General features: G+C 76.4%; 16 protein-coding genes. 7 read left to right on the top strand and 9 right to left on the bottom strand.

Going from position 1 to position 20,097, the window contains the following annotated elements:
• Positions 1-52: 52 nt before the first annotated feature.
• A complete protein-coding gene (locus SNE206_RS11475; RefSeq protein WP_407913186.1) occupies positions 53-745 on the top strand; it encodes an RDD family protein in 693 nt (230 codons plus the stop codon).
• A gap of 101 nt (positions 746-846) precedes the next feature.
• Here the strand turns inward: SNE206_RS11475 and purH are convergent, their stop codons facing one another.
• Positions 847-2,430: a bifunctional phosphoribosylaminoimidazolecarboxamide formyltransferase/IMP cyclohydrolase gene (gene purH / locus SNE206_RS11470; RefSeq protein ID WP_407913185.1), complete on the bottom strand. Its 1,584-nt coding sequence runs from the start codon at positions 2,428-2,430 to the stop codon at positions 847-849.
• Positions 2,427-3,086, bottom strand: a complete 660-nt coding sequence (gene purN / locus SNE206_RS11465; protein ID WP_407913184.1) for a phosphoribosylglycinamide formyltransferase — start codon at positions 3,084-3,086, stop codon at positions 2,427-2,429. Before purN ends, purH begins: the two co-directional genes overlap by 4 nt.
• Positions 3,087-3,457: 371 nt before the next feature.
• Between purN and SNE206_RS11460 the strand changes: the two genes are divergently transcribed.
• Complete coding sequence (locus SNE206_RS11460; RefSeq protein ID WP_407913183.1) at positions 3,458-4,138, top strand: hypothetical protein; 681 nt, start codon at positions 3,458-3,460, stop codon at positions 4,136-4,138.
• A gap of 11 nt (positions 4,139-4,149) precedes the next feature.
• On the opposite strand, the gene SNE206_RS11455 is transcribed toward SNE206_RS11460, so the two are convergent.
• Entirely contained in the window at positions 4,150-5,610 is a 1,461-nt protein-coding gene (locus SNE206_RS11455) for a DUF6350 family protein (RefSeq protein ID WP_407913182.1), read from the bottom strand.
• A gap of 117 nt (positions 5,611-5,727) precedes the next feature.
• On the opposite strand from SNE206_RS11455, the gene SNE206_RS11450 reads away from it, so the two are divergent.
• Positions 5,728-7,047 (top strand): LuxR C-terminal-related transcriptional regulator, encoded by a 1,320-nt coding sequence (locus tag SNE206_RS11450; protein WP_407913181.1) that lies wholly within the window; start codon positions 5,728-5,730, stop codon positions 7,045-7,047.
• 112 nt (positions 7,048-7,159) lie between these two features.
• Here SNE206_RS11450 and sucD read toward each other — a convergent pair whose 3' ends face one another.
• The 5 genes from sucD to SNE206_RS11425 form a co-directional block, all read right to left on the bottom strand.
• Positions 7,160-8,050: a succinate--CoA ligase subunit alpha gene (gene sucD, locus SNE206_RS11445; RefSeq protein ID WP_407913180.1), complete on the bottom strand. Its 891-nt coding sequence runs from the start codon at positions 8,048-8,050 to the stop codon at positions 7,160-7,162.
• A gap of 17 nt (positions 8,051-8,067) precedes the next feature.
• A complete protein-coding gene (gene sucC, locus SNE206_RS11440; RefSeq protein WP_407913179.1) occupies positions 8,068-9,243 on the bottom strand; it encodes an ADP-forming succinate--CoA ligase subunit beta in 1,176 nt (391 codons plus the stop codon).
• A gap of 366 nt (positions 9,244-9,609) precedes the next feature.
• Positions 9,610-10,803, bottom strand: a complete 1,194-nt coding sequence (locus tag SNE206_RS11435; protein ID WP_407913178.1) for a VWA domain-containing protein — start codon at positions 10,801-10,803, stop codon at positions 9,610-9,612.
• Between the two features lie 47 nt (positions 10,804-10,850).
• Complete coding sequence (locus SNE206_RS11430; protein WP_407913177.1) at positions 10,851-13,235, bottom strand: DUF5682 family protein; 2,385 nt, start codon at positions 13,233-13,235, stop codon at positions 10,851-10,853.
• A 99-nt stretch (positions 13,236-13,334) separates the two neighbouring features.
• Positions 13,335-14,441, bottom strand: a complete 1,107-nt coding sequence (locus tag SNE206_RS11425) for an ATP-binding protein (protein WP_407913176.1) — start codon at positions 14,439-14,441, stop codon at positions 13,335-13,337.
• 298 nt (positions 14,442-14,739) lie between these two features.
• On the opposite strand from SNE206_RS11425, the gene SNE206_RS11420 reads away from it, so the two are divergent.
• A complete protein-coding gene (locus SNE206_RS11420; protein WP_407913175.1) occupies positions 14,740-16,062 on the top strand; it encodes an SWIM zinc finger family protein in 1,323 nt (440 codons plus the stop codon).
• 58 nt (positions 16,063-16,120) lie between these two features.
• The gene (locus tag SNE206_RS11415; protein ID WP_407913174.1) at positions 16,121-17,704 is read left to right on the top strand and encodes a DUF5691 domain-containing protein; all 1,584 of its coding nucleotides are present in this window, start codon (positions 16,121-16,123) and stop codon (positions 17,702-17,704) included.
• 35 nt (positions 17,705-17,739) lie between these two features.
• On the opposite strand, the gene SNE206_RS11410 is transcribed toward SNE206_RS11415, so the two are convergent.
• The gene (locus SNE206_RS11410; RefSeq protein ID WP_407913173.1) at positions 17,740-18,147 is read right to left on the bottom strand and encodes a cobalamin B12-binding domain-containing protein; all 408 of its coding nucleotides are present in this window, start codon (positions 18,145-18,147) and stop codon (positions 17,740-17,742) included.
• Between the two features lie 237 nt (positions 18,148-18,384).
• On the opposite strand from SNE206_RS11410, the gene SNE206_RS11405 reads away from it, so the two are divergent.
• A complete protein-coding gene (locus tag SNE206_RS11405; protein WP_407913172.1) occupies positions 18,385-19,128 on the top strand; it encodes an esterase/lipase family protein in 744 nt (247 codons plus the stop codon).
• Positions 19,129-19,269: 141 nt separating this feature from the next.
• Positions 19,270-20,079 carry a M23 family metallopeptidase gene (locus SNE206_RS11400; protein ID WP_407913171.1) on the top strand — a complete coding sequence of 270 codons (810 nt, stop codon included), beginning with the start codon at positions 19,270-19,272 and terminating at the stop codon, positions 20,077-20,079.
• The last annotated feature ends 18 nt before the right edge of the window (positions 20,080-20,097 follow it).

The following is a 20,097-nucleotide window of genomic DNA, read 5'->3' as shown; positions in this document are numbered from 1 at the left end:
CCGCAGGTTTTCTCCGCTGTCCGTCCCACACCCTTCCTGCCCGGAGGCACCGATGAGTTACCCGCCCGACCCGAACAACCCTTACGGCCAGCAGCCCCCGCCGCCCGGCTACGGCTACCCGCAGCAGCCCCCGCCGCCCGCGCCGGGCTACGGCTACCCGCAGCAGCCCCCGGCCCCCGGCTACGGCTACCCGCAGCAGCAGCCGGCCCCCGGCTACGGCGACGGCGGCTACGGCATCCCGCAGCAGCCGGGCTACGGCCACGGCGCCCAGGTGCAGCAGTTCTACGCGGGCTGGGGTTCGCGGGTCGCGGCGTACATCGTCGACTACCTGATCGTCGGCGTGCCGACCGGCATCCTCTACGGCATCGGCGTGGGCGTCGGCGCGGAGCAGGCCACCTGCACCAGCGACCCGGACACCTTCGCCTACAGCTGCACCGGCGGCGGCATCTCCGGCCTCGGTCTGGCCATCATGGGCATCGGCTGGCTCATCGCCATCGCGGGCGCCCTGTGGCTGATCCACCAGGAGGGCACCACCGGCCAGACCCCCGGCAAGAAGATGGTCAACATCCGGGTGCTGCGCGAGGCCGACGGCCAGCCGCTGGGCTTCGGCATGGCCTTCGTCCGCAAGCTGTGCCACGTCGTCGACGGCTTCTGCTGCCTCGGCTACCTGTGGCCGCTCTGGGACGCCAAGAAGCAGACCTTCGCCGACAAGATCATGAGCTCGGTGGTCGTGAAGTCGCAGTGACCTGCTGACGCATGACGCGCGGAAGGCCCGCACCGGACGGTGCGGGCCTTCCGCGTCCCGGTCCCGGAGGCCTCAGGGCCTCCGGGACCGGGACTCCCGGCTCAGTGGAAGAAGTGCCGGGTGCCGGTCAGGTACATCGTGACGCCGGCCTTCGCGGCCGCCGCGACGACCTCCTCGTCGCGGATCGAACCGCCGGGCTGCACCACGGCCCTGACGCCGGCGGCGACCAGGATCTCCAGGCCGTCCGCGAACGGGAAGAACGCGTCGGACGCGGCGTACGCGCCCCGGGCGCGCTCGCCGGCCCGCTCGACCGCGAGCTTGCAGGAGTCGACGCGGTTGACCTGACCCATGCCGACGCCGACCGAGGCGCCGTCCCTGGCGAGCAGGATCGCGTTGGACTTGACGGCCCGGCAGGCCCGCCAGGCGAACGACAGCTCGGCGAGCTCGGCGGCGGTGAGCGCCTCGCCGGTCGCGAGGGTCCACGTCGACGGGTCGTCGCCGTCGGCGTCCACCCGGTCGACCTGCTGCAGCAGGACGCCGCCGCTGATCCGGCGGACCTCCAGGCCGTCGCCGGGGGCGTCGGCGGCGCGCAGCACGCGGAGGTTCTTCTTCTTGGTGAGGACCTCCAGGGCGCCGTCCTCGTAGCCGGGGGCGACGACGACCTCGGTGAAGATCGGGGCGATCTGCTCGGCGAGCTCGACGCTCACCGGCCGGTTGACGGCGATAACGCCGCCGTACGCGGAGACCGGGTCGCAGGCGTGGGCCTTGCGGTGCGCCTCGGCGACGTCCGCACCGACCGCGATGCCGCACGGGTTGGCGTGCTTGATGATCGCGACGGCCGGGCCGTCGTGGTCGTAGGCGGCGCGGCGGGCGGCGTCGGTGTCCATGTAGTTGTTGTAGGACATCTCCTTGCCGTGCAGCTGCTCGGCGCCCGCGAGGCCGCCGGTGCCGTCGACGTACAGCGCGGCCGCCTGGTGCGGGTTCTCGCCGTAGCGGAGCACGTTCTGGCGCTCCCAGGTGCCGCCGAGGAACGCCGGGAAGGCCTCCTCCGCCTCGGTGTAGCCGGACTCCTCGAACCAGGAGGCCACGGCGACGTCGTAGGCGGCGGTGTGCGCGAACGCGGCACCGGCCAGGCGCTTGCGGGTCAGCAGGTCGAAGCCGCCGCCCTTGACCGCGCTCAGCACGTCGTCGTAGCGGGCCGGGTCGACGACCACGGCGACCGAGGGGTGGTTCTTGGCCGCGGCGCGGACCATCGACGGGCCGCCGATGTCGATCTGCTCGACGCACTCGTCGGGAGTGGCGCCGGAGGCGACGGTGGCCTTGAACGGGTAGAGGTTCACCACGACGAGGTCGAACGGCTCGACGCCGAGCTCGGCCAGCTGGGCGCGGTGCGATTCGAGGCGCAGGTCGGCGAGGACGCCGGCGTGCACGCGCGGGTGGAGGGTCTTCACCCGCCCGTCCAGGCACTCCGGGAAGCCGGTGAGCTCGGAGACCTCGGTGACCGGCACGCCGGCCGCGGCGATCCGGCCCGCGGTGGAGCCGGTGGAGACGATGGTGACCCCGGCGGCGTGCAGGCCCTGGGCCAGCTCCTCCAGTCCGGTCTTGTCGTAGACGCTGATCAGCGCACGGCGGATCGGGCGTACGTTCTCAGAGACGGGGGGCGTGGTGCTGGAGGCGGCGCTCATGCCGGGATCCATACCTTTCGGTCTTCGATGCGGTGACCTTCGCGGGCCAGCCGGCCCACGACCTCGACGAGCAGCGTGCGCTCGACAGTCTTGATGCGCTCGTGGAGCGCTTCGCCGCCATCGGCGTGGTCGGCGTCGAGGACCTCCACGACGCCCTGCGCGATGATCGGCCCGGTGTCCACCCCGGAGTCGACCAGGTGGACGGTGCAGCCGGTGACCTTCACGCCGTAGGCAAGGGCGTCCGGCACGCCGTGCGCACCCGGGAACGCGGGCAGCAGCGCGGGGTGGGTGTTGACGGTGCGGCCCGCGAACGCGGCGACGAACGCGGGGCCGAGGATCTTCATGAAGCCGGCCGTGACGACGAGGTCGGGCCCGTACCCGGCGACCGAGGCGGTCAGCGCGGTGTCCCAGGCGGCCCGGTCGGGGTGGTCGGCGATGCGCTGCACGAAGGTCGGGATGCCCGCGGCCTCGGCGCGCTTCAGGCCGGCGATGTCCGCGCGGTCGGCACCGACGGCCACGATCACGGCGCCGTACGCAGGATCGGCCGCCGCGTCGATCAGGGCCTGGAGGTTGGTGCCGGAGCCGGAGACCAGCACCACGAGGCGGGCCGGTCCGGGCGTGCGCGGCGGGAAGACTTGGGCGGAAGCGGCGGCCACTGCGCGATTCTCCGTACGTCGTGCGCCCGCTGGTACGTCCACCGTCGGTGGGGCCACTACGGGCGGCGGCAGGTCGAGCCGGGGCGGACCCCCGGGGTGTGCCGCTGCGCTGCGGGGGCCCGGGAACCGATGTGAGCTGCTGACCGTCACCACGATAACGGCTGGTCGGAGGCGCTTCGTAACCGCGGGGCCACGCTACGCGCGTAGTTGAGATCGGGATCTCGCCTGCGCGCACCGCACCCGCCCCGCCGGCCCGAGGACCGCACACGGCAGGGCGCCTCCCGGCGCGGAACCGCCTGCGGGATCATTGGAGGCGCAGGCCCGCTCCGGCGCGGCCCCACGCCCCCGGACGAGAAGGAATGGCCGACACCATGAGCAGCGGAGACGACACCGGCGAGCGCAACCCGTTCGCGCCGCCGCCCGCGGACGCCCCCGACCGGCCGTGGCGGCCCCGCACCCCGCAGCAGCCCCCGCAGCCCCCGGCGGACGGGCCGGGCGACGACGGCGACGAGCACCCCCAGGTGCCGCCCCCGCACCCGTGGGGCCCCGGCTACCGCGGCGGCTGGTCCGAGCCGCAGCCGCCCCGCTACGACCCCACCGATCCCGTGCAGCGGCGGGCCCGGCACGCCCTCAGCGCGGGCATGGCCGGGCTCTTCTGCGCCATCCTCGGCCTGCAGTACGTCGCCCTGCTGCTCGGCGCACTGGCCCTCTACTGGGGAATCTCGGCGCTGCGGTCGGACCGCTCCCCCGCGGCCCCGCAGGACGCACCGCCGGCCGGCAACGCCACGGTCAACCCGCACGGCATCGGCAGCGCCCCGCTCGGCGGCCTGCCCCGGGCCCAGCCCTCCCGTCCGCAGGTGCCGGCGGCCCTCGGCGGCCTGCTGACCGGCGGGGTCGCGCTGGTCTTCACCCTGGGCGTGTTCGGCGCCCAGCTCTACTACCACGACTACGTGACCTGCCGTCAGGACGCCCTGACCACCGAGGCCGCGCAGAACTGCGGCGAGCTCGCCCCGGACATCGTCGTGCAGTTCCTCGGCCCCGCCGCGGGCTGAGCGGGCCGCGCTCAGTCCTCCGCCGCGTCCCCCGCCGACCGGGGGTCGCGGCGCCACGACGGCACGGCCGTGGCGAGCCGGGCGACGGCGGCGTGCAGGCCCGCCCGCAGGTGCGCCGTGGCGGTGCGCAGCCGTACGGCGGCCGCCCCGCGGCCGCGCCACGGACGCCCCCCGGAGGCGGTGACGGCGGACGGTGCCGGCCCGGCGGCCCGGGGGCCGAGGGCGTCCGGACCCGCGCCGGCCGTCCGGAGGAGCAGCCCGCGGGCGATCAGCGCGCCCGGCAGGACGACGGCCGCGCACCAGCCCGCCGCGGCGAGGGCCGTCTGCCACGCCACCGGGCCGAGCACGGACATCCGGCCCGGCGCCAGCGCACCGCCCGCCAGCCACGCGGCCGTGCCGGCCGCCGCGCCGGCGCCGAGCGCCGACGCCAGCGCGGCGACGGCGGTACCGCCGGGGCGCCAGACCCGGCCGGTCGTCCGGCCCGCTGCCGCCCGTCCGAGGAGCAGGGCGGGCACCGCCCCGGCCGCCAGCGGGAGCAGCCCCACGGCGAGCTCCCAGCCGGGGCCCGCCGGACCGCCCGGCACGAGCTCGAACAGCGGGAACTCCGGCAGCGCACCCAGCCGGGTGCCGAACGGCGAGACGGCCGTGCCGGTGCCGACGGCGAAGCCCGGCCCCAGCGCGAAGGCGGCCGCCCACACCAGGGCGTTCGGCAGCAGCAGGGTGCAGGCGAGCAGCAGGCCCAGCACCCCCGCGACGCGGTCGGCCAGCCCGTCGGCGGAGTGCCCCGCGTCGCCGGCCAGGACGGCGGCCGTGAGCAGGGTTCCGGCGGCGGCCACGAGCCCGGCCAGCCAGGCGGCCGCGGTACGCCCCGCGGCGGCGGCCGCCCCGCGCGGCGGGGCCCAGGCCGGGAACCGTTCGGCGAGCGTCCGCGGCAGCGCCGGGACCGGTGCGCCGTGCACGCTGCAGAACCCCCAGCCGAGGGACGCCGCCACGACCACGGCGGCCGCGACGAGGCCGGGCAGCGGGTCGGCCCGCAGCACCGCGTCGGCGCGGCCGCACTCGGCGGCGGCCAGCGCGGCCACCGCGAGGTACCCGGCGCCCAGCGGCAGCAGCGCCCGCGGCATGCCGGTGCCCCGCGGGGTGCGCGCGGCCGCCCGGGCACCGGCCCGGCGCAGCAGCAGCACGCTCACGGCGGTGAGCAGCAGCGGGGTGACGGTCACCGGTGCACCGGCAGCGCCCCGGGTGAGCGGCGCGCCGTGGCCGAGCAGCCAGACGGCGCAGGACAGCCGGAGCGCCCCGCGGGCGGTGACATCCCCGTACGGGGTGAGCACCCAGAGTCCGAGGACGGGGACGGCGATCACCGAGAGGGCCGACAGTGCCGTCCGGGCTCCGGTCAGGACCTCCACGACGACCGAACGGCTGCCCAGGTCGCCCGGCAGGCCCAGGAGCGGCCGGCCCATCAACTGCGTCATGGGCCACATGCTCCCAAGATCACCCGTTGTGCCCCGTGAAGCGGCATACCTTCGCCGTGTCCCGGATTATCACTTCATGTGCCTTTTCAGATTCTGCAGCCACCCTGAGGCCCTCAGGTGACCGCACCGTCGAAGGCCCACCGCGCCGAGGAGGAGCCCGCCGGGGAGCCGGCCCGGGGCCCCTCCCGTCAGGCACGCGACGACGCCGCCCGCCTGCTCGCGCGCCTCACCCGGCGCGAGGCCCAGGTGCTCGCCCGGTTCACGGCCGGCGACGACACCCGTGCCGCGGCCGCCGCCCTCGGCATCGCCCCCGCCACCGTCCGGAACCACCTCCAGCGGGCGATGCGCAAGCTCGGCGTCGAGTCCCGGGAGGACGCCGTCCGCCTGTCCGCGCTGCTCGCCGCACCCGGGGCGGCACCCGCGGCGGCACCCGGGGAGGACGCCGTACCGGACGGCCGGGCGGACCCGGCCGGGGAGCCGGAGGCCGCCGTCGAGCCGGAGGCCAGGGAGCCGGAGGCCGCTGCCGCCCCCGACCGCCCGGAAGCTCCGGCCGTACCGGCGCCGCCGGCCGCACCGGAACCTCCCGGCACGGCCGCCGCCGTCCCCGACTTCGCGGTCTTCAGCGCCGCCGTGCACACCCGTCTGGTCCAGCAGACGTACCTGCTGACCGGGTCTCCGCAGCGGGCCTCCCGCATCGTCCGGGCGGTGCTCGGCGACGCGGCGCTGCAGTGGGACGAGGTCTCCGCCCTGCCCGACCCGGAGGGGCAGGTGCGCGCCGCGGCGTTCGAGGCCGCGCTGTCGCCGTGGCACCGCGGCCGGTCGCGGCCGACCGGCCCGGACGCCGCCCTGCTGGCCGCCCTCGGACGGCTCTCCCGGCCGCAGCGCCGGGCGGTCGTCCTGCACGACGCGGTGGGCCTGCCGGCCCCCGTCCTGGCCGCCGAGGCGGAGTCCACGACCGCGGCGGCCGAGCGGCGGGTGCTGGCGGCCCGGGCCGAGCTCGCCCGGACGGTGCCGCAGGTGGTCGGCGCCGACCCGCTCGCCCCGGACTTCGGACCCGGGCTCGGCTCCCTCCTGCACGACGCGGCGGTGCGGGCCTGCCCGCCCGTGCCCGCGCCCGCGCCGGGCCGCCTGGTGTCCGACGCCCTGCGCCGCACCCGGACGACCACCGTCGCGGCGGGCCTGCTGGTGCTCGCCGTGGGCGGCGCGGTGATCGCCACCCTGGTGACGGCCGGCGGCTCGCCCGCGCCCGCGCGGGCCCCGCAGGTGGCGGTGGCCCCGCCGCCGCAGGTCTGCTCCTCGGCGGGCACCGGCAGCGCCGGCCCCGCCCTGCCGGGGCGCACCGCCGGGCTGCGGAGCCCCTGGTGCAGCCCGGTGCCGCCGGAACAGCAGGCCGCACCGCCCGCGGCGCGGGACGGGCAGGACGGGGACGGCGGGTAGAGCACGGACGGTGCCCGGGGCCCGGGTGCCGGTGCCGGTCCCGGGAACGCCCGAGGGCGCCACGGACGGGATCGTCCGTGGCACCCTCGGGCGTGCTGTCGGCCGGGCTGCCCTACTGGGCGGCCGCGAAGAGCTCGCGGGCCAGGCGGGCGGTCTCGGACGGCGTCTTGCCGACCTTGACGCCGGCGGCCTCCAGGGCCTCCTTCTTCGCCTGGGCGGTGCCGGAGGAGCCGGAGACGATGGCACCGGCGTGGCCCATGGTCTTGCCCTCGGGCGCGGTGAAGCCCGCGACGTAGCCGACGACCGGCTTGGTGACGTGCTCGGCGATGAAGGCCGCGGCACGCTCCTCGGCGTCGCCGCCGATCTCACCGATCATCACGATGACCTCGGTCTCCGGGTCCTCCTGGAACGCCTTGAGGGCGTCGATGTGGGTGGTGCCGATGACGGGGTCGCCACCGATGCCCACGGCCGAGGAGAAGCCCAGGTCGCGCAGCTCGTACATGAGCTGGTAGGTCAGCGTGCCGGACTTCGAGACCAGGCCGATCTTGCCGGGGCCGGTGATGTCGGCGGGGATGATGCCCGCGTTCGACTGTCCGGGGGAGATCAGGCCGGGGCAGTTCGGGCCGATGATCTGGGTCTTGGAGCCCTTGGCACCGGCGTACGCCCAGAAGGCGGCCGAGTCGTGGACCGGCACACCCTCGGTGATGACGACCGCGAGGCCGATCTCGGCGTCGATCGCCTCGACGACGGCGTCCTTGGTGAACTTCGGCGGCACGAAGATGACGGTGACGTCGGCACCGGTCTTCTCGATGGCCTCGGCGACGGAGCCGAAGACGGGCACCTCGGTGCCGTCGACGTCCACCGTGGTGCCGGCCTTGCGCGGGTTGACGCCGCCGACGATCTGGGTGCCCGAGGCCAGCATGCGGCGGGTGTGCTTCATGCCCTCGGAGCCGGTCATGCCCTGGACGATGACCTTGCTGTCCTTGGTAAGGAAGATAGCCATGGTGTGAGTCCCCTTCCTTACTTCGCGTTGGCCAGCTCGGCGGCGCGGTCGGCCGCACCGTCCATGGTGTCCACCTGCTGAACCAGCGGGTGGTTGGCGTCGGTCAGGATCTTGCGACCCAGCTCGGCGTTGTTGCCGTCCAGACGGACGACGAGCGGCTTGGTGACCGCCTCGCCCTTCTCCTCAAGGAGGGCCAGGGCCTGCACGATGCCGTTGGCGACCGCGTCACAGGCGGTGATGCCGCCGAAGACGTTGACGAAGACCGACTTGACGTCGGTGTCGCCCAGGATGATCTCCAGGCCGTTCGCCATGACCTCGGCGGAGGCGCCGCCGCCGATGTCGAGGAAGTTGGCGGGCTTCACGCCGCCGTGGTTCTCACCGGCGTACGCGACGACGTCCAGGGTGCTCATGACGAGACCCGCGCCGTTGCCGATGATGCCGACCTCGCCGTCGAGCTTGACGTAGTTGAGGCCCTTGGCCTTGGCCGCGGCCTCCAGCGGGTTCGCGGCGGCCTTGTCCTCCAGCGCCTCGTGGTCCGGCTGGCGGAACTCGGCGTTCTCGTCCAGGGAGACCTTGCCGTCGAGCGCGATGATCTTGCCCTCGCCGGACTTGATCAGCGGGTTGACCTCGACGAGGAGCGCGTCCTCGGCGATGAAGACCTTCCACAGCTGCTGCAGGACCTCGGCGACCTGGTCCGCGACCTCGGCCGGGAACTTCGCGGCGGCGACGATCTCGGCGGCCTTCTCCGGGGTGCAGCCCTCGTTGGCGTCGACCGGGATCTTGGCGAGCGCGTCCGGGTTCTCCTCGGCCACGACCTCGATCTCGACACCGCCCTCGACGCTGGCCATCGCCAGGAAGGTGCGGTTCGTGCGGTCGAGCAGGAACGAGACGTAGTACTCGTCCTTGATGTCCGCGGTCTGGGCCAGCATCACCTTGTGGACGGTGTGACCCTTGATGTCCATGCCGAGGATCGCCTCGGCCTTGGCGACGGCGTCCGCCGGGTCGGCGGCGAGCTTGACGCCACCGGCCTTGCCTCGGCCACCGACCTTCACCTGAGCCTTGACGACGGCGCGGCCGCCGAAGCGCTCCGCGATCTCGCGGGCGGCTTCCGGGGTCTCGATGACGTCGCCGTCAAGCACGGGTACACCGTGCTTGGCGAAGAGGTCCCTCGCCTGGTACTCGAACAGGTCCACGTGTGTTCGTCCTTGTTCGTGGTCGCGGATTGTGTCTCTTCGAGCGTGCCACGGCAGGATCTTCGCTGCGGATTTCGTCGGAGCTGCACGGGTACGCAGAGCGTCGGCCTTGCGGCCCACGCAGCCCCGGGCGCATCGTCAATCAACACGCGCGTCACGTCCGTCTGGCAGGTTATCCCCGGACGACGTGCGTGTTTCGCCGGAGGCCGGGTCGGCTTTGGTGAGAACCGTCACAACGGGTGCACCGGGGGCCCGGAGGCGGCCTGCTCACGTCGGGCGCGCCGCCCCGGTGAGATCCGGACGGTCATCACCCGACCGGGTGAAACCAGGCATCCCGGCCCACCCGCCCGGCACCGTCCGGAGACCTCATCCGCGGTCCGGCACCGGCAGCGGACGCTTCTCGATCGCCGCGGCCATGATCTCCGGGAAGACGTCCGGGGTGCAGGCGAACGCCGGGGCGCCGAGCGCGGCCAGCGCCGCGGCATGGGCGTGGTCGTACGCGGGGGCGCCCTCGTCGGAGAGCGCGAGCAGCGCGATGAACTGCACGCCGGCGGCCTTCATCGCCGCGACCCGCTTGAGCATCTCGTTGCGGATGCCGCCCTCGTAGAGGTCGCTGATCAGCACCACGATCGTCTCCGAGGGCCGGGTGATCTTCGACTGGCAGTACGCCAGCGCCCGGTTGATGTCGGTGCCGCCGCCCAGCCGGGTCGCGAAGAGCACGTCCACCGGGTCGGTCAGCTGCTCCGTCAGGTCGACCACGGAGGTGTCGAAGACGACCAGCCGCGTCGTCAGGCTGCGCATGGACGCCAGCACCGCACCGAACACCGCGGAGTGCACCACCGAGGGGGCCATCGACCCCGACTGGTCGATGCACAGGATGACGTCCTTCTTCACCGACCGCTGGGCGCGCGCGTAGCCGACCAGCCGCTCGGGCACGACGGTGCCGCGGCCGTCCGGGCCGGCGTCGGGCAGGTAGTTCTTCAGGTTGGCGCGGATCGTGCGGTCCCAGTCGATGTCGCGGTGGCGCGGACGGTTCACCCGCGCGGAGCGGTCCAGGGCACCGCCGAGGGTGGCGCGCGTGCGGTCGGCCAGGCGGCGCTCCAGGTCGGCCACGACCTTGCCGACCACGGCGCGGGCGGTCTCCCGGGTGGTCTCCGGCAGCGCGTGCTTCAGCGACAGCAGCGTGCCGACCAGGTGCACGTCCGGCTGGACGGCCTCCAGCATCTCCGGCTCCAGCAGCAGGCGGTCCAGCCCGAGGCGGGCGATCGCGTCCTGCTGCATCAGCTGCACGACGGTGGTCGGGAAGTACTCCCGGATGTCGCCCAGCCAGCGCGCCACCTGCGGCGCCGAACCGCCGAGCCCCGCGCTGCGGGCGGCACCGCGGCCCTCCGTGCCGCCGCCCTCGGCGGCACCGCGGTAGAGGGCGGCGAGCGCACCGTCCATGGCCGCGTCCCGGCCCGTCGGACGGTGGCCGGTGCCGTCCGCCTCGCCCCCGAGCACCAGCCGCCAGCGGCGCAGCCGCTCCGCGGCGGGATCGAGCGGGGCGTGGGTCGCGGTCATGGCACTCCTCGGTGCAGAACGGGTCGGGGCGGCGGGGGGTCGGCCGGTCAGGTGTTGCGGCCCTGCGGCTGCCGCGGGATGCGCGGCAGGCCGACGGGCGGCCCGGGCACCGTGTCGGGGGCCGGCAGGCCGAGCAGCAGGGCGAGCACGGGCAGTGCGGCGTCCGCGCGGGCCTCGTCGAGGTCGTCCGGGACGGCTGCCACCAGGGCGGCCCCGCCGCCCAGCGGACCGGCCGCGGCCCGCTCGCCGATGGTGCGGCGCACGCCCGCCTCCAGGCCGGAGAACGTCCGGCGCAGCATCGGCAGCAGGTCGACCAGGGTGTCGCCGGGCACGCCCGTCAGCCAGTCGTCGAGCAGGCCGAGCAGCCGGGCGTCGTGCAGCAGCAGGGCGCCGCCGCCGGTGAGGAAGCCCTCGATCCAGCCGGCCGCGTCCGCCGGGGCGCCCGCCGGGGAGAGCACCAGGCCCATCCGGCGGCCGGCCTCGTCGGAGCCGAGCCGGCCGTCGTCGAGCAGCAGCCTGACCGCGCGGCCGCGGAGCAGCCCGGGCACCCCGGTGGCCGGTCCGCCGGACGGCTCGCGGGAGGCGAGCGAGCGGAGCGCGCCGGCCCACCTCCCGGCGGCGGAGTCGTCGGGCGCGTCGGCTGCGCCGGAAGGGGCGGGTGCGCCGGAGGGGCCTGGTGCGAGCAGGCCCACGGCGGTGTGCACGGCGTCGAGGTGGGCGCGCATGGCGGCGGCGCCGTCCGCGTCCAGGCCGGTGCAGGCGGGCGGCAGGCCGATGCTGATGCGCTCGGCGAGGGCGTGCGCCACACCGTCGAGGGCACGGCCGTCGGTGGAGCGGACGTCGCCGTAGCGCAGCGCCCGGACGAGCGGCGGCAGGGCAGCGGCGAGGTGGGCGACGTCCGTGTCGAGGGCGGCGCGGTCGGCGAGCACCCGCATCACGGACGGCAGGGCGCCGGTGAGCCCCGCGAGCAGGCACTGCTCGACGAGCCGGGTGAGGTCGGCGAGCTCGGCGGCGTCCACCGCGGCCCGGGCGGCCCGGGCGCAGGCCGCGTCCTCCACGGTGGTGCCCCAGTGCGCGGCCTCGACGACCCGCACGGCGTACTCGGGCTCCCAGTGCAGCTGCCAGGTCTCGCGGAAGGTGCCGGTCGACCCCGTGGTGGTACGGCCCGGCTCGCCCCAGCCGATGCCGAGCAGGCGCAGCCGGTGCAGCAGCCGGGAGCGGCTCGCGTCGAGGTCCTTGCGGAGGTCGAGGACGAGCTCGCGCCCGGCGGCCTCCGGCTTGAGGCGCAGGCTGCGCTGGAGCCGGGCCAGGTCGCGCTGGAGCGGCACGGCGGGCGCGTCGTCGGGAACCTCGCCGAGCGCGTCGCCGACGACCAGCCGCTCGTGCACGAGGGCCAGGGCGACGTCCGAGCCGTCGCACAGGACGGAGCGGACGGCGTCGAGGGTCTCGCCGAGCCCGGCGAGCGGACGGCCGCGCATCACGGCGAGCGTCTCGGCGAGCCGGACGGCCTCGATGACGTGGGCGGAGGAGACCGGGTGGTCCTCGGCGCGGAGCAGTTCGGCGACACCGGTCATCCAGCGGGTGACCGGCCGGTCGGGGCTGGTGAACAGGTGGTGGTACCAGCCGGGCGAGTCGATGCCGGCGCCGTAGCCGGTGTGCTGGGAGAGGCGGCGGTGCGTCCACGGCACCCAGGTGATCTCGGTCCTCAGCCGGGGCAGGCCGGTGAGCAGGGCCCGGTCGTGGGCCGCGGTGGGCATGGTCCGCAGGGCGGGCACGTGCCAGGCCCCGCAGACGACGGCGATCCGCTGGTGGCCGGCCCGGCGGGCGGCCCGGATCTGCTGGCGCATGTACGCCTCGCGGAGTTCGTCGCGGCGGCCGGCCGGGCCGGCGGCGCCGTCCTCGCGCAGGGCGGTCATCGCCTCGGCGACGGCGGCGAACGGCGCGAGCGCGTCGTCGCCGGGCGCGCGGTGCTCGACGACGTCCTCCCACCAGCGCTCGGGGTCGTCGTGGCCGGCCGCCCGGGCGAGGGCCGCGATCGGGTCGCCGAGCGGCTCCGGCCCGTCCTCCCCGTCGGACGTGCCCCCCGGCACGCCCGACGGGTGGTCGGCGAGGGCGAAGGTGTGGGCGGCCGGGAGGTCGACGAAACGGACGGGCACGTCGTGGTCGACGGCGTACCGCACGGCGACCCACTCGGGCGAGAAGACGGCGAACGGCCAGAACGCGGCCTTCGCCGGGTCGTCGACGACGTGGGCGAGCAGCGCGACCGGCGGCTTCATGTCCTTGTCGCCGGCCAGGGCGACGATCGTGTCGGCCTCGGGCGGGCCCTCGATCAGCACGGCGTCGGGCCGCAGCTGCGCCAGGGCGGCGGCCACCGCCCTGGCGGAGCCGGGGCCGTGGTGGCGTACGCCGAGCAGGGTGACCTCTGCGCCCATGGGGCGGCACCTCCTCATCGGTGGGTCGGACGGGTCGGGCGGGGCCGCCGGATCGGGCGGACCGGGGTGGGCCGGGTGAACCGGGGTGGACCGGGTGGGTCAGCGGGTGTGCTCGCGGGCGGCGCGGTAGAAGTCCTTCCAGCCGTCGCGCTCGCGGAGCACGCCCTCGACGTACTCGCGCCACACGGCCTGGTCGGCGACGGGGTCGCGGACGACGGCGCCGACCACGCCGGCGGTGACGTCGGCGGCCCGCAGGACGCCGTCGCCGAAGTGCGTGGCGAGGGCGAGGCCGTTGGTGAGCACCGAGATCGCCTCGGCGGTGGAGAGGGTGCCGCTGGGCGTCTTGACCTTGGTGCGGCCGTCGGCGGTGAGGCCGGCCCGCAGCTCCCGGAAGACGGTGACGACGCGCCGGATCTCCTCGGCGCCGCCCGGCAGGTCGGGCAGGTCGAGGGAGCGGCCGAGCTGGTCGACGCGGCGGGCGACGATCTCGACCTCCTCCTCCAGCGTGGTGGGCAGCGGCAGCACGACGGTGTTGAAGCGGCGGCGCAGGGCGGAGGAGAGGTCGTTGACGCCGCGGTCGCGGTCGTTGGCGGTGGCGATCAGGTTGAAGCCGCGCACGGCCTGCGTCTCGTCGCCGAGCTCCGGCACCGGCAGGGTCTTCTCGGAGAGGATGGTGATCAGACTGTCCTGCACGTCGGCCGGGATCCGGGTGAGCTCCTCGACCCGCGCGATCTTGCCGTCGGCCATGGCCCGCATGACGGGCGAGGGCACGAGCGCCTCCCGGCTGGGGCCGTTGGCGAGCAGCTGGGCGTAGTTCCAGCCGTAGCGGACGGCCTCCTCGGGGGTGCCCGCGGTGCCCTGGACGAGCAGCGTGGAGTCGCCGCTGATCGCGGCCGCGAGGTGCTCCGACACCCAGGTCTTGGCGGTGCCGGGCACGCCGAGCAGGAGCAGCGCCCGGTCGGTGGCGAGCGTGGTGACGGCGACCTCGACGATGCGGCGCGGCCCCACGTACTTGGGGGTGATCACGGTGCCGTCGGGCAGCTCGCCGCCGAGCAGGTAGGTGGCGACCGCCCACGGCGAGAGGCGCCAGCGCGCGGGGCGGGGGCGGTCGTCGGCGGCGGCGAGCGCGGAGAGCTCCGCGGCGAAGGCGTCCTCGGCGTGGAGGCGGAGGACTTCACTCGAACGAGTGGTCGTCTCGGTGGTCATCAACAACTCCTGGGTACGGGCCGCCGGACATGGCTGTGGCAGGGCGCGGGTCGGGACGGGCGGGGATCGGGGCGTGCGGGACCGCCGTACGGACCGGGGTGCCGCCGGGACACGGCCCCGGACGGCGGCCGGACACCGGCCGACCAGGCGTTTCGTACGCCCTTTCGGCCTGCTGGAACAACCATGCACCGGGCCACTGACAACCCCGGCCGGTGCGGTGACCGGCCGTCAGTTCGGCTCGGCCGGGCGGCTCCGGCCGCCCCGGCGGATGTCAGTGCCCCCTCCTAGCGTCGTCGGCATGGAGGAACGCTGGAGCAACGAACACGTCCTGTCGCTCGCGCCCGACCAGGCGTCGCTGAAGGCGGCCGGCAAGCTGTCCGCACCCGCGCCCTGGACGGAGGCCGGCTGGGGCGGCGGCGCCCTGTGGGGCGCGTGCAAGGGCAGCGGGCGCACGCCGTACCACGCCTGCGTCGACCTCGCCGGGCCCGCCTACACGTGCACCTGCCCCAGCCGGAAGTTCCCGTGCAAGCACGTGCTGGGGCTGCTCCTGCTGTGGAGCGCCGGCTCGGCCGCGGTTGTCGTGGACGCCGAGCAGCCCGCGCGGGTCGCCGAGTGGCTGGCGAAGCGTCAGGAGAGCGCCGATCAGAAGGCGGTGCGGCAGGCCGGGCGCCGCGAGGCCGCCAAGGACGACCCGGCGGCCCGCCGCCGGGCGGAGCAGCGCGCCGCCCGGGTCGCCGCGGGCGCCCTGGAGCTGCGGCTCCGCCTCGCCGACGGGGTCCGCCACGGCCTCGCCGACCACGCCGCCACCGCCTCCGGCTGGGACGAGGTCGCCGCCCGGATGGTCGACGCGCAGGCCCCCGGCCTCGCCGGGCGCGCCCGCGAGCTCGCCCGCACCCCCGAGGACGGCCTGCTGGAGGAGTACGCGCTGCTGCACCTGCTGGCCGGCGCCTACGGCCGCGTCGAGGAGCTGCCCGCCCCGCTGGCGGCGACCGTGCGCACCCGGGTCGGCTTCACCACCGCCACCGACGAACTGCTCGCCGGGCCGACCGTCCGCGACCGCTGGCAGGTGCTCGGCAGCCGCGACACCGCGGACGACCGCCTCACCACCCGGCGGATCTGGCTGCGCGGTGCCAAGACCGGCCGCCCCGCCCTGCTGCTCTCCTTCGGCAGCGCCGGCAGGGCGCCCGAGCTCGCCCTGCCCACCGGCCGGGTGGTGGAGGCCGAGCTGGCCTTCCACCCCGGCGCACGCCCGCTGCGGGCCGTGCTCGGCCCCCGCCACGGCGAGCCCGGGACGGACCCGGACGGGCCGCCGCCCGGCGTCTCCCCGGCGGAGGCCGTGGCCGGCTACGGCGAGGCCGTCGCCGACGACCCGTGGCTGGACTCCTGGCCCGTCGTGCTGGCGGAGGTCGTGCCCGTCCTCGGCCCGGACGGCTGGCAGCTGACGGACGGCGGCAGCGCCGTCCCCGTCCGGCGCGGGTCGGCGCCCGAGCAGGCGCTGTGGCGGCTCGCCGCGCTCTCCGCGGGCCGGCCGCTGACGCTGTTCGGCGAGTGCGGCCACGCCGGATTCGCACCGGTCACCGCCTGGAGCGCCGACGGCCGCCCGTTCGGGGTGGGCCAGTGAGCGCCCCGGCGGGACCGCCCGACGACCACCACCGGACCCACCCGACGGGAGGCAGGCCGTGACGGCCCCGACCACCACCACCCACGACACCTGGTCCGAGCTCCGGACCGCCGCCCTGCTCGGCACGGACCGCCGGCCGCTGCCGGAGCCCGTGCCCGGCACCCCCGCCGCCGCGGCGGCGGCCGCGGTCGACCGCTCCGACCCGGCGACGGCCCTGCTCGACCTGGCCGCGCTCGCCGCCGTACGGCGCCGCGCGGGCGCCCGTCCGCTGCCCGCGCCCGGGCTCCCGGCACCCGCCGGGGCCGACCCGCGTCCCGAGGTGCCCGCGGCGGCCGCCCGCCGCCTCGGCATCCTGCTCGGCCGCGGCCACGACGGCACCCTCGCCAACCTGACGGAGCTGCTCCCCCAGTGGCTCGCGACCGCCCGCGGGCACGGTTACCGGCTGCCGCCCGTCCACGTGCCCGCCCTGCTCGACACCGCGCGCGGCCGCAGCGAGCTGCGGCCCGACGTGGTGGCCCTGGCCGGGCCGCTCGGCCGCTGGCTGGCCGAGCGGAACACCGACTGGCGGTTCGTCACCCGCACCGCCGCGGAGGACGATCCGGCCGGCGACCGGGCCGCGGGCGAGCAGGTCTGGCAGGAGGGCCTGTTCGCGGAGCGGGTCACCCACCTGACGCGGCTGCGCCGGCGCGATCCGGCGGCCGGCCTCGCCCTGCTCGGCACCACGTGGGGCACCGAACGGGCCGAGGACAGGCTGCTCTTCCTCGACGCCCTGCAGGACGGCCTGTCCGCGGCCGACGAGCCCTTCCTGGAGGCCGCGCTCGGCGATCGCAGCAAGAACGTCCGCACCACCGCCGCCGAGCTGCTCTCCACCCTGCCCGGTTCGGCGCTGGCCGCGCGGATGGCCGAGCGGGCGCGCGCCTGCGTGCGGCCGCTCGACGGCCGGCTCGCCGTCACCCCGCCCGCCGACTGCGACGCGGCGATGCAGCGCGACGGCATACCGCTCAAGTCACCCACCGGACGCGGGCAGCGCTCGTGGTGGCTGGGCGAGATCGTGGCCGCCGCCCCGCTCGCGCTGTGGACGGACGACTCCGGGCTCACCCCGGACCTGCTGGTACGGCTGCCCGCCACCGAGGACGGCGACGCCGACGGCACCGACCGGTCCGCCGAACTGCGGGAGGCCTGGGCCCGGGCGGCGGTCCGCCAGCAGGACACCCGGTGGGCCCGCGCCCTGCTCGGCCCCGCGCCGCGTCCCGGCACCGCCGACCGCGGCGCTGGCGCACCCGCGAAACTGCTCGCCGTGCTGCCCCCGGCCGAACGCGCCGCCTGGACGGCCGCGTTCGTCCGCACCCACGGCCTCGGCGACGCCTTCCAGCTGCTCGGCGCCTGCGCGGCGCCCTGGACACCGCCGCTGTCCACCGCCGTGGTCGCCGCCCTGGAGCGCGCCGCGGGCTCCGGCGCGTACCCGTGGAGCCACAGCGGGGTGCTCGGCATGACCGAGCGGGCGCTCGCCCCGGAGGCGGCGGCGGCCGTGGAGGCGCTCGCCACGGACGCCGCACCGGAGACGGCGTGGGCCGACACGTTCGCGCGGCTCGCCGGGACGCTCCGCCTGCGGGCGGTCATGCTCGACGAGCTCGCCCCCTGACGGCCCGCCGGGCGGGCACGGCCGGAGGGCCGCGGTCAGCCCGCCGGGCGGAGGTTGGCCTCGACCCAGGTGACGACCGACTGCATCGGGGTGCCGGGGGTGAAGACGTCGGCGACGCCGAGCGCCTTGAGCTCCCGGATGTCCGCGTCCGGGATGATGCCGCCGCAGAAGACCTTGATGTCCTCCGCGTCACGCTCCCGCAGCAGCTCCAGCACCTTGGCGCAGAGCGTCATGTGGGCGCCGGAGAGGATCGACAGGCCGATGCCGTCGGCGTCCTCCTGGATCGCCGTGTCGACGATCTGCTCGGGCGTCTGGTGCAGGCCGGTGTAGACGACCTCCATGCCGGCGTCGCGCAGCGCGCGTGCGATGACCTTCGCGCCCCGGTCGTGGCCGTCCAGCCCCGGCTTGGCGACGACCACGCGGATCGGCCCTGACACACCCATGACTGCCTCCTGGACGACGCTGTCCACCCGACCGGTCCGGTCGGACCGGGCGCGATGTTAACAGCTTCTAACATGCCTGAGGGGAGGGTAACCCACGGCGGCCGCGCCGCGGTTTCGCCGGTCGGCACCGGGGGAAAATCAGAGAGCCACCGACCGGGCACTCCCGGTCACCGGACACCGTGACCCCTGCACAGGCCACCGCAGGGGCCCCCGCGCCACCCTGCCGGGGAGATCCGCATGACGATCCCGTTCCGGCGGACGGCCGGCGCCGCCCGCGGCGCCGGCGCGGAAGCCGCCCCCGCCCGCCCTCCGGCCTGCCCTCCGGTCCGCCACCCCGCCGGCGTCCCGCCCGAACGGCGGGCGCGCCCCTGCCCGGGCCGGCCGGTGCCGCCGGCCGCCCGGCCCCGGCCCGGCCCCGTGCTGCTGCTGCACGGCCTCGCCGACGACCGCGCCGTCTTCGCCCCGCTGCGCCGCACCCTGCACCGGCACGGCTGGACCCACCTGCACGCCCTCGACCACGCGCCGCTCAGCCGCGACGTCCGGGCCGCCGCCGTGCTGCTCGCCCGGCACGTCGAGTGGGCCGTGCAGGCGCACGACGGCCGCCCCGTCGCCCTGGTCGGCCACGGCCTGGGCGGCCTGATCGTGCGCCACTACGTGCAGCGGCTCGGCGGCCATGCGCCCGTCACGGCCGTCGTCACCCTGGCCGTCGTCACCCCGGCCACCCTGCACGGCGGCACCACGGCGGCCCTGCCGCCCGACCCGTTCCCGGTGACCCGTCGGCTCCGGCCCGGCGGCGACCTGCCGGCCGGGCTCGCGCTGCCGCGCACGGACGCCCGCCCCGGCCACCCCGGCCTGCACGCCGTGCAGGTGACCGTGCCGGGGGCCGGCCACCCGCACGCCCGTCCGCAGGCCGTCGCCGCCGTGCACGAGGCCCTGGAGCGCTGGGCCGCCGGGCCGCTGACGGAGCGCCACGCGTGCTGAGGTGCACACTTCCGCCCGGTACGTGATCAAGGCCTACAGTCTCGACTGATTTCTCCCGGTCCCTCCCGGTCGGTCCCGGTCCCTCCGGGTCGGTCCGGACCGACCGGTCCCCGATGCCCACCCACGACGAGGAGCGGCGCGATGACGGCCAGACACACCCCTGTCCGCCTCCCGATCCGACGGGCGGCCCGCCGGCCGCTCACCGCGCCCGAGAGCGGCACCGCCGCGCCGGGCGGCCAGCACCGAGGCCCGCGGGCCGGCGGCACCCGCACGGCCCTGCTGACCGTCGCCCTGCCGTCCGCCGCCACGCTCGGCGTCTTCGGCGTCGCCGCGGCCACCGTCGACACCGGACGGCCGGACACCGCGACCCCCGCCGCCGCACCGGACGCCCTGCCGGACACCCCGCCGGACACCCCGGGGGCCGGCGCCGGTCCCCGGGCCGACCGCGGCACCGGCCGGACCGCCGTCCTCCCGGTGGACGACCGCGGGCCTGACACCCTCCGCCCGGACACCCTCCAACCGGACACCCTCCAACCGGACACCCTCCGCCCGGACGGCCGCTACGCCCTGCCCGTCGGGGCACCGGGTCTGAGCGCGTCCTTCGGCCGGTCCGGCCCGCACTGGGCGGCCCGACACACCGGCATCGACTTCCCGGTGGCCACCGGCACGCCCGTCCGCGCGGCCACCGACGGCACCGTGACGACCGGCTGGAGCGCCGCGTACGGCCACCTGGCGATCGTGACCGCCGCCGACGGCACCGAGACCTGGTACGCGCACCTGAGCGGCTACCGCGTCCGCAGCGGTGCCGTCCGCGCGGGCGAGGTCGTCGCGCGCTCCGGCGCGACCGGGAACACCACCGGGCCGCACCTCCACTTCGAGGTGCGGCCCGGTGGCGGCGCGCCCGTCGACCCGCTGCCGTGGCTGCTCGCCCGCGGGCTCGACCCGCGGTGAGCCGGGCTCCGGTGGGCC

The sequence above is a fragment of the Kitasatospora sp. NE20-6 genome, from assembly GCF_045862635.1.
This window is presented reverse-complemented; position numbering and strand designations above follow the sequence as displayed.

What these genes read in the sequence shown, in the direction of transcription:
- SNE206_RS11475 (WP_407913186.1), top strand. Translation starts at nt 53, where the DNA reads ATGAGTTACCCGCCCGACCCGAACAACCCTTACGGCCAGCAGCCCCCG.
- purH (WP_407913185.1), bottom strand. Translation starts at nt 2,430, where the DNA reads ATGAGCGCCGCCTCCAGCACCACGCCCCCCGTCTCTGAGAACGTACGC.
- SNE206_RS11460 (WP_407913183.1), top strand. Translation starts at nt 3,458, where the DNA reads ATGAGCAGCGGAGACGACACCGGCGAGCGCAACCCGTTCGCGCCGCCG.
- SNE206_RS11455 (WP_407913182.1), bottom strand. Translation starts at nt 5,610, where the DNA reads ATGACGCAGTTGATGGGCCGGCCGCTCCTGGGCCTGCCGGGCGACCTG.
- sucD (WP_407913180.1), bottom strand. Translation starts at nt 8,050, where the DNA reads ATGGCTATCTTCCTTACCAAGGACAGCAAGGTCATCGTCCAGGGCATG.
- SNE206_RS11435 (WP_407913178.1), bottom strand. Translation starts at nt 10,803, where the DNA reads ATGACCGCGACCCACGCCCCGCTCGATCCCGCCGCGGAGCGGCTGCGC.
- SNE206_RS11430 (WP_407913177.1), bottom strand. Translation starts at nt 13,235, where the DNA reads ATGGGCGCAGAGGTCACCCTGCTCGGCGTACGCCACCACGGCCCCGGC.
- SNE206_RS11425 (WP_407913176.1), bottom strand. Translation starts at nt 14,441, where the DNA reads ATGACCACCGAGACGACCACTCGTTCGAGTGAAGTCCTCCGCCTCCAC.
- SNE206_RS11420 (WP_407913175.1), top strand. Translation starts at nt 14,740, where the DNA reads ATGGAGGAACGCTGGAGCAACGAACACGTCCTGTCGCTCGCGCCCGAC.
- SNE206_RS11410 (WP_407913173.1), bottom strand. Translation starts at nt 18,147, where the DNA reads ATGGGTGTGTCAGGGCCGATCCGCGTGGTCGTCGCCAAGCCGGGGCTG.
- SNE206_RS11405 (WP_407913172.1), top strand. Translation starts at nt 18,385, where the DNA reads ATGACGATCCCGTTCCGGCGGACGGCCGGCGCCGCCCGCGGCGCCGGC.
- SNE206_RS11400 (WP_407913171.1), top strand. Translation starts at nt 19,270, where the DNA reads ATGACGGCCAGACACACCCCTGTCCGCCTCCCGATCCGACGGGCGGCC.